An 8,163-nucleotide genomic window follows, 5' to 3' on the forward strand; every position below is an offset into this window, starting at 1 on the left:
ACTCTGCATTCTGACGATCTGCGCCCACGGCGAGCTGTTCTACACCCGTCGCTTCGCGTGGGAAGGCGTGCTCGCCGCCTCCCCTTTCGGCACCCCCACCCTGCCGCAAAGCCTCTCGCAGCCGATGCCACTGCTCGATGCCGGCGAGATGCCCGACATCGTCGACTACGGGGCTGAGGTGGCCATCGAGGAAGRCCACGCCGAGCCCCCCCGCATCGTCATCGAAGTGCAGCGCTCGCTCGACCTGTGGGAGCGTTCCTGGCCCGGACTGYCGCTGAACGGCATCACGGTCGACGCCGGCGAGTCCAGCAGCGCGCTCGCCGCCATGCTCGCGCGCCAGCTCGGCCAGCCCGTCGCGACGCTCGATCCACGCCCGGTGTTCGACGGCGTCATGGCGGCCTGTCGCGGCGACGGCGCGCTCGCGCGCACGGTGCTGCCGCTGCTCGGCGCGCTGCTGCGCGACGACCCCCGCACCCGCTGAAGCCGACCCATGCCGCAACAGATCAACCTCTTCAGCCCGATCCTGCTGACGCAGCCTCGGCACTTCTCGGCCCGCACCCTGGTCCAGGCGCTGGCCCTGCTCACGCTCGGCATCGCGGCCCTCTGCGCATGGACCGCGGTCCAGAACGCGGCGCTCGGCCGCGCGCTGCAGGCTACCTCGCAGCAGCAGGACGCCGAACGGCAGACGCTGCAGCGCGCCATCGCGGCCAACCCGGGCGCGGCCGCCAGCACCGCGAGCCTCGAGCAGAGCCTGCAGTCGCTGCAGCGGCGGCTGGCCGAGCGCGAGCAGACCCTGGCCGAGCTGTTGCGCGGTCGCATCGTCGACGGCCGCAGCCATTCGGCACGCCTGCGCCTGATCGCCCGCACGGTGCCCGCATCCGCCTGGCTCGACGAGATCGCGATGCAGGGCGACTCGCTGTCGCTGTCCGGCCGCACGCTCGATCCATCGGCGCTGAAGCCGTGGCTCGCCGCGCTGGCCGGCGAGCCGCTGCTGGCCGGCCAGTCGCTGACGGCGCTGAAGGTCGACCAGGCCGGCGACGACTGGCGCTTCACGCTGGCGCTGGCGGGAGTGCAGCCATGATGCTTCGCTCCCATCGAAAGCGACTGGCGCATCGCATCGACGGCCTGGGGCTGCGCGAGCGCTGCATGCTGTTCGCGTCGATCGCGCTGCTGATGGCCGCGGCCGCGGATTCGTTCGTGCTGTCGCCGGCCCTCGCCGAACAGAAGCTGCTGGCGGCCCGGCTGAAGCAGGACAACGCCGAGCTCGTCACGCTGCGCGCCCGGCTCGCGCAGGCCACGCACGCGCCCGACGCCGAATCGCCAGTGATGCGGCTGCGCCGCGACATCGCGCGACTGCAGGCCCGGCAGCAGGCCGTCGACGCCGACATCGAGCGCCTGGGCGCCACGGGCGGCGAGCGCACGGCGCTGGCGCAACTGCTGGAGCGCACGCTGGCGCGCCACGAGCGCCTGACGCTTCGCAAGCTGGCAACCGCCGCCGATCCGCCGTCGTCGGCGGCTTCCTCGGCCGTCACGAAGACCGCCGTGCGCTGGCAGGGCGTCGATCTCGCCGTGAGCGGCAGCTATGTCGACCTGGTCGAGTACCTGGCCGCGCTGGAGAGCGCCCTGCCCGGCCTGCGCTGGGATGCACTGAAGCTGACCGCCAGCCCGTCCGCGRCATCGACGCTCACGCTGCGCCTGTACCTCGTGGAGGGCACGCCATGAGCACACGCCACGGGACACTGCGCCGGTTCGGCCGCTGGCTCATCTGCTGGCTCGGCTGCTGCTCCCTCGGCGCGGCCGCCGACCCGCTGCGCGACCCGATGCAGCCACCGGCCGCCGCCGTGCCGGCTGCGAGCGCCGGCGCGCCCCGCGACGCCACGGACGAATCGCCTCGCCACATCACCGTGATCGGCAACACCCGCCACGTGGTGGACCGAGGCCGCCAGCTGTCGGTGGGCGACCTGCTGGGCGGCAGCCGCATCGAGCGCATCGACGACGACGCCGTCTGGCTGCGCGACGCGCAAGGGCTGCGCCGGACGCCGCTGTATCCCGGCGTCATCCGGCGCCCCACCCCCACATCCGCCCTCACCCCCACGCCGCCTCAGGCACCGAATCGATCGCCCGCAAAGGATCTCCCGCCATGAACCCGTCCCCTGCAGTGACGCAGCTTTGCCGCACGGGCCCGCATCGGGTGACCCTGCTGTCCGCCATCGCCATCGCCATCGCCATCGCCATCRCCATCGCGCTCGCCGGCTGTGCCGACCAGCCGCTGCGCACCGCCAGCCCGAACGCCAGCCTGCAGGCCGAGCTGGCGGCCGCGCTGGCGCAGCGCCCGCCTTCGACACCGGTCTCGACCCCCGACACGCCGGTACCGCCGGCGCCACCGGCACGACCCGCGGCATCGCTGCCGCCGCCCGAATCACGCTTCGACCTGATCGTCAACGGCGCCCAGGTGCGCGACGTCTTCCTGTCGCTGGTCACCGATTCGCGCTACAGCATGCTGATGCACCCCGATGTGGGCGGCACGATCTCGGTGACGCTGAAGGGCGTGACGATGCGCGAGGCGCTCGAATCGCTGCGCGAGGTCTATGGCTACGACTACAAGATCGACGGCCGGCGCGTCACGGTGTTCCCGCCGACGCTGCAGACGCGCATCTTCATGGTGAACTACCTGCACACGCAGCGCAGCGGGCGCAGCGACATGCGCATCAGTTCCGGCGCCCCGCCGGCGAACAGCGATGGCGGCAGCAGCACCGGCAAYGGCAGCAGCGGCAGCACCGCGTCGAGCGGCAGCCGTTCGCGCGGCAGCGACACCGAGGGCAGCCAGGTGTCGACCACCTCGAAGAGCGACTTCTGGAGCGAGACCACCGAGGCGCTGCGCGCGATGGTCGGCACCGCGGCCGGCCGCAACGTGATCGCGAGCCCGCAGTCCGGCACGATCGCGGTGCGTGCGATGCCCGACGAGCTGCGCCAGATCGAATCCTTCCTGCGCAGCACGCGGCTGTCGGTCGAACGCCAGGTGATGCTCGAGGCGAAGATCATCGAGGTGGAACTGCGCGACGGCTTCCAGAGCGGCATCGACTGGTCGGTGTTGCGCAGCCGCTTCTCGATGGGCCAGAGCAGYGGCAGCGCCGGCAATGCGCTGGTCAGCAACGGCAACGGCCTGCCGACGCTCGCCAGCGGCACGTCGTCGGCGCTCGCCGATGTCGTCGGCCTGCCGATCTCCGGCAGCGGTGCGACCGGCCTGGCGCTCGCGAGCGGCGGCTTCCAGTCGATCCTCGGCTTCCTCGAGACGCATGGCGACGTGCAGATCCTGTCGAGCCCGCGCGTCGCGACGCTGAACAACCAGAAGGCGGTGCTGAAGGTCGGCACCGACGACTACTTCGTCACCAACGTGTCGGGCGGCAGCATCACCACCGGCACCTCCACCAGCACCGGCACGACGACGCTGCCGACGCTGACGCTCACGCCGTTCTTCTCGGGCATCGCGCTCGACGTGACGCCGCAGATCGACGAGGCCGGCATGGTCACGCTGCACGTGCACCCCTCGGTGACCTCGGTGGTCGAGAAGACCAAGCAGATCGACCTCGGCACCATCGGCAACTACCGGCTGCCGCTCGCCTCGAGCAGCGTCAACGAGACCGACACGGTGGTGCGCATCCCCGATGGCGCGATCGTCGCGATCGGCGGGCTGATGCAGGTGGAGTCGTCGCGCCAGAGCTCGGGCCTGCCCGGCGCGAGCAGCAATGCGATCACCGGCACGCTGTTCAACAACCGGGTGAACGCCGGCCGCAAGAAGGAGCTGGTGGTGCTGATCAAGCCGACCATCATCCGCGGCCCCGAGGACTGGCAGCGCATCACCGAGCAGAGCCGCGCATCGCTCGACGAGATGGAAGGCCAGCGCCGCGTGATCACGCTCGACGGTGCGGCGAAGAAGCCGGGCACACGTTGAGCCGACCCGTCGCATTGGTTTGCAATGGTTTGCAATCCTGACGAGAGCCTCTCGCGAATCTGCATGCTCTCTCCAAAGTCGCTTGTCAGCATTCACCTGCCAGTCAAGCGAACCCAGGCAATCGGGCCTGTTCGCAGACCCCAGTCGTTCGAGGTGATTCCACCGGGCGGCGTCGCTGGCAACAACCGCCTTTCAAAGGAAGTCCCCATGAAGAAGCAAGCTGGTTTCACCCTGATCGAACTCACGATGGTCATCGTCATCCTGGGCGTGCTGGCCGTGACGGCGCTGCCGAAGTACATCGACATGAAGAAGGACGCGCAACAGGCGGCCCTCAACGCCATGGCCGGCAGCCTGAGCGCGGCCTCCGCGATCAACTACGCCGCCAAGAAGGCAGGCAATACGTCAGCCGTTGCGATCGCGAATTGCTCGACTGTCTCCACCCTGCTGCAGGTCACGATGCCGACCAACTACACCATCACGGCCGCAGCCGTGGCGGCCGATGCGACGGTGTCGTGCGTTCTCAAGGACTCGAACAACAATACGCTGACAGATGCCAACTTCTCCGCCATCGGCACCTGAACCATGCGCGGCCGGCTTGTCGAAGCGGGCTTCACCCTGATCGAACTGGTCATGGTGATCGTCATCATCGGCACGCTGGCCGTCTTCGCCCTCCCCCGCCTGGTCGACACCAGCTCGTGGCGCCTGCTGGCCTTCAGCGACCAGCTGCAAAGCCAGCTGCACACCGCGCAGCGCCTCTCGCTGACCCAGCGCCGCCCGGTGATCGCGACGATCACCGCCACCGGCGCGAGCGTCGCCTACGTCAGCGGCGCCACCCTCGCCACGCTGCCCTGCCCGTCGGCCGTCGCGAGCTGCATCGCCGGATCCGGCACGCGCACCATCACCTTCAACGCCGGCAACTCCGGCCAGGCCCTCACCTCCACCGGGGCTGCGCTGACCATCACCGTGAGCGGCGACGGCTACTCCAGCGCCTTCACGGTCGAGAACGACACCGGCGCGCTGCACTGACGCGGCGCCAGGCCGGACGCCGCGGGACAAGCCCTGTCCCGCCCGAGCGGGTTTCACCTGAGTTTTCGCGCCCCGGCGAAGTGGCTACATTGYCTTCCCGGTCTCGACTCGGGACCTGCATGAAGGAGACCCGGCCATGGCGTTCATCCTCACCCGTTCTTTGCAGCTTGCGCTGCTGCTCGGCCTCGGTGGCAGTTTCGGCACCACCGCGCTCGCCGCGCCACCCAAGGTCGTGACCACCGCGAACTCCGACCCGCAGTGCTTCGCGCCGTGGAGCACCACGACCAAGCTGTTCCAGTACCCGGCCAAGAAGGGCCCGTACCGCATCGCGCTCGCCAACGGCTACATCGCCAACACCTGGCGCATCCAGATGATCAAGACGGCCAAGGCCTATGCGGCGCAGCCCGAGGTGGCCGCGAAGCTGAAGGAGTACAAGGTCGTCTCCACCGGCGAAGACGTGGCCGCTCAGATCGCCGCGATCAACAACTTCATCGACTCCGGCTTCGATGCGATCGTCGTCAACGCGCAGAACCCTGCCGCCTTCAAGCCGGTCATCAAACGCGCGAACGATGCCGGCGTGGTGCTGGTCGCGTTCGACAACATCCTCGACACCGAGGAGGCGATCAACGTCAACGTCGACCAGAAGGGACTGGGCACCTACTGGGGCCAGTGGCTGATCAAGAACACGCCGAACGGCGGCAAGGTGCTGGAGGTGCGCGGCGTCTCGGGCACCTCGGTCGACCGCGACCGGCACGACGGCATCCAGGAGGCGCTGAAGGCCTCCGGCAAGAAGTGGGAGACCATCGAGGTGATCGGCAAATGGGACGACCCCACCTCGCAGAAGGTCACGGCCGATGCGATCGCGGTGCACAAGAAGTTCGACGCGATCACCGCGCAGGGCGGCGACACCGGCGTCGTGCAGGCGATGCTCGACGCGAAGCACCCGATGGTGCCGTTCGCCGGCGAGACCGAGAACGGCTTCCGCAAGTTCTGCGCGAAATACGCCGGGCAGGGGCTGAAGTGCGCATCGGGCGGCACCGGGCCGGCGCAGGTGGCGGTGGCGATCAAGGTGGCGATCGCGGCGCTCGAGGGCAAGGTGCTGCCGCAGTCGATCAAGCTGCCGCTGTCGACGGTGGAGGAGCCGGGCTTCAAGGACGGCGCCAACTTCTACGCGACGCAGTCCGACAACTTCTTCGTCGGCAACGCGTTCCCGACCTGCGGGATCAACTTCACGGCCCAGGAGATCATGGGCCAATCGGAAGTAAACAAGTAGCCCGGATGGCAATCCGGGATCTGCGGCCGACGAACCCGGATTGCCATCCGGGCTACGGGCCATGAGCCTTCTCGAAACCCAAGGGATCAGCAAGCGCTATGGCGGCGTGCACGCCCTGCAATCGGCCGACCTGCGCGTCGAACCCGGCCGCATCCACGCGATCCTCGGCGAGAACGGTGCCGGCAAGTCGACGCTGATCAAGCTGATCGCCGGCGTCGTCGCGCCCGACGAGGGCCGCATGCTGCTCGACGGCCAGCCGGTCTCGTTCGCATCGCCCGCCGCGGCCAACGCCGCCGGCATCACCTGCGTGTTCCAGGAGCTGTCGCTGGTGCCCGACCTGTCGGTGGCCGACAACCTGTTCATCAGCCAGCCTCCCCGCCACCTCGGCCGTTTCGGACTGATCGACCGCCGCGCGCAACGCCGCCAGGCCGAAGCGGCGCTCGCGCGCGCCGGTGCCACCGACATCCACCCGCTCGCGCTGGTGAAGGACCTCTCGCTGTCGCGGCGGCAGATGGTCGAGATCGCGAAGGCGCTCGCGCGCCGGCCGCGGCTCTTGATCCTCGACGAGGCCACGTCGGCGCTGACCGCCGCCGATGTCGAGCGGGTCTACGCGGTGCTGAAGCAGCTGCGCGCCGACGGGCTCGCGCTGCTGTACATCTCGCACCGCATGCACGAGATCGCCGAGCTCRCCGACGAATGCACCGTGTTCTGCGATGGCCGCAGCGTCGCGCACTTCGCGGCCGGCACGAAGACCGACACCGAGATCGTCGAGCTGATGATCGGCCGCAGCTACAGCGGCGTGTTCCCGGACAAGCCGGTGCGCACGCCGGATGCCACCACCGTGCCCGCGCCGGCGCGCCTCGAGCTGCGCGGCCTGCACTGGACGCACCGCCTCGCCGACGTCTCGCTGCAGTTGCGCGCCGGCGAGATCGTCGGCCTCGGCGGCCTCGACGGCCAGGGCCAGCGCGAACTGCTGCTCGCGCTGTTCGGCGTGCTGCGCGGCTGCCGCGGCGAGCTGCTGATCGACGGCCGGCCGACCCCGCTCACCGGCCCGCATGCCGCGAAGCAGCCGCGCGTCGGCATGGCGCTGATTCCCGAAGACCGCAAGACCGAAGGCCTGATGCTGCCGATGTCGGTGCGCGAGAACCTGTCGTTCGCGGCACTCGGCGCGCTGTCGCACGGCGGCGTGATCGACCGCCAGGCCGAGCGCGCCGCGGTGGAGCGGATGATGGCGCTGCTCGCGGTGCGCTGCGACGGCCTCGACGTGGCGGCCGGCGCGCTCTCGGGCGGCAACCAGCAGAAGCTGGTGATCGGCAAGTGGCTGATGCGGGCGCCGCGCATCATCCTGCTGAACGATCCGACGCGCGGCATCGACGTCGGCACCAAGCAGGAGATCTACCAGTTGCTGCGCCGGCTGGCGGACGACGGCGCGGCCCTCCTCTTCTACTCGACCGACCACGACGAGCTGATCGGCTGCTGCGATCGCGTGCTGGTGATGGTCGAGGGCCGGATCCGCCGCGAGCTGGTCGGCGACGCGATCACCGAGCACGCGCTGGTCGGCGCGGCGCTGGACGTTTCAGTGAACGTGCCGGCGGCCGCCTGAGCATGATGACGAACGGCGATTGGCCCCATCGCCTGCGCGAGCACCAGGGCACGCTGCTCGCGTTCATCGGCTTCGTCGTGATGTTCGCGGTCTACGCAGCCAACCACCCGGCCGGCCTGACCGCGAATGTCGCCACCACCGCGGCCAACAAGGGCGTGCTGCTGGCGATCGTCGCGATGGCGCAGACGCTGGTCGTGCTGACCTCCGGCATCGACCTGTCGGTCGGCATGGTGCTGGTGCTCGCCAACTGCCTGGCCTCGCACCTCGTCGTCGGCACGCCGGGGCAGACGGCGCTCGGCGTCGCCGGCG

The 8,163-nt window shown here is 69.8% G+C and carries 9 protein-coding genes and 1 pseudogene; all 10 read left to right on the forward strand.

Going from position 1 to position 8,163, the window contains the following annotated elements:
* A partial coding sequence (locus tag AC1D01_RS13030) for a hypothetical protein (protein WP_477866797.1) occupies window positions 1-481 on the forward strand: 481 nt, incomplete at its 5' end.
* Between the two features lie 9 nt (window positions 482-490).
* Complete coding sequence (locus AC1D01_RS13035; protein WP_477866799.1) at window positions 491-1,081, forward strand: PilN domain-containing protein; 591 nt, start codon at window positions 491-493, stop codon at window positions 1,079-1,081.
* The gene (locus AC1D01_RS13040; protein ID WP_477866801.1) at window positions 1,078-1,722 is read left to right on the forward strand and encodes a hypothetical protein; all 645 of its coding nucleotides are present in this window, start codon (window positions 1,078-1,080) and stop codon (window positions 1,720-1,722) included. The genes AC1D01_RS13035 and AC1D01_RS13040 overlap by 4 nt, the downstream gene beginning before the upstream one ends.
* Complete coding sequence (locus AC1D01_RS13045; RefSeq protein ID WP_477866803.1) at window positions 1,719-2,144, forward strand: hypothetical protein; 426 nt, start codon at window positions 1,719-1,721, stop codon at window positions 2,142-2,144. The genes AC1D01_RS13040 and AC1D01_RS13045 overlap by 4 nt, the downstream gene beginning before the upstream one ends.
* 47 nt (window positions 2,145-2,191) lie before the next feature.
* Complete coding sequence (locus tag AC1D01_RS13050) at window positions 2,192-3,952, forward strand: secretin N-terminal domain-containing protein (protein WP_477866805.1); 1,761 nt, start codon at window positions 2,192-2,194, stop codon at window positions 3,950-3,952.
* 207 nt (window positions 3,953-4,159) lie between these two features.
* Window positions 4,160-4,531, forward strand: coding sequence for a prepilin-type N-terminal cleavage/methylation domain-containing protein (locus AC1D01_RS13055; RefSeq protein ID WP_477866807.1), 372 nt, complete (start codon window positions 4,160-4,162; stop codon window positions 4,529-4,531).
* Between the two features lie 3 nt (window positions 4,532-4,534).
* A complete protein-coding gene (locus tag AC1D01_RS13060; RefSeq protein ID WP_477866809.1) occupies window positions 4,535-4,978 on the forward strand; it encodes a pilus assembly FimT family protein in 444 nt (147 codons plus the stop codon).
* 136 nt (window positions 4,979-5,114) lie between these two features.
* Window positions 5,115-6,251, forward strand: a complete 1,137-nt coding sequence (locus AC1D01_RS13065) for a sugar ABC transporter substrate-binding protein (RefSeq protein ID WP_477866811.1) — start codon at window positions 5,115-5,117, stop codon at window positions 6,249-6,251.
* 61 nt (window positions 6,252-6,312) lie between these two features.
* Window positions 6,313-7,854, forward strand: a complete 1,542-nt coding sequence (locus AC1D01_RS13070) for a sugar ABC transporter ATP-binding protein (protein WP_477866813.1) — start codon at window positions 6,313-6,315, stop codon at window positions 7,852-7,854.
* A gap of 2 nt (window positions 7,855-7,856) precedes the next feature.
* Window positions 7,857-8,163, forward strand: a pseudogene (locus AC1D01_RS13075) (ABC transporter permease); the annotation flags it as partial.

The organism is Rhizobacter sp. P3_B12 (genome assembly GCF_056402895.1).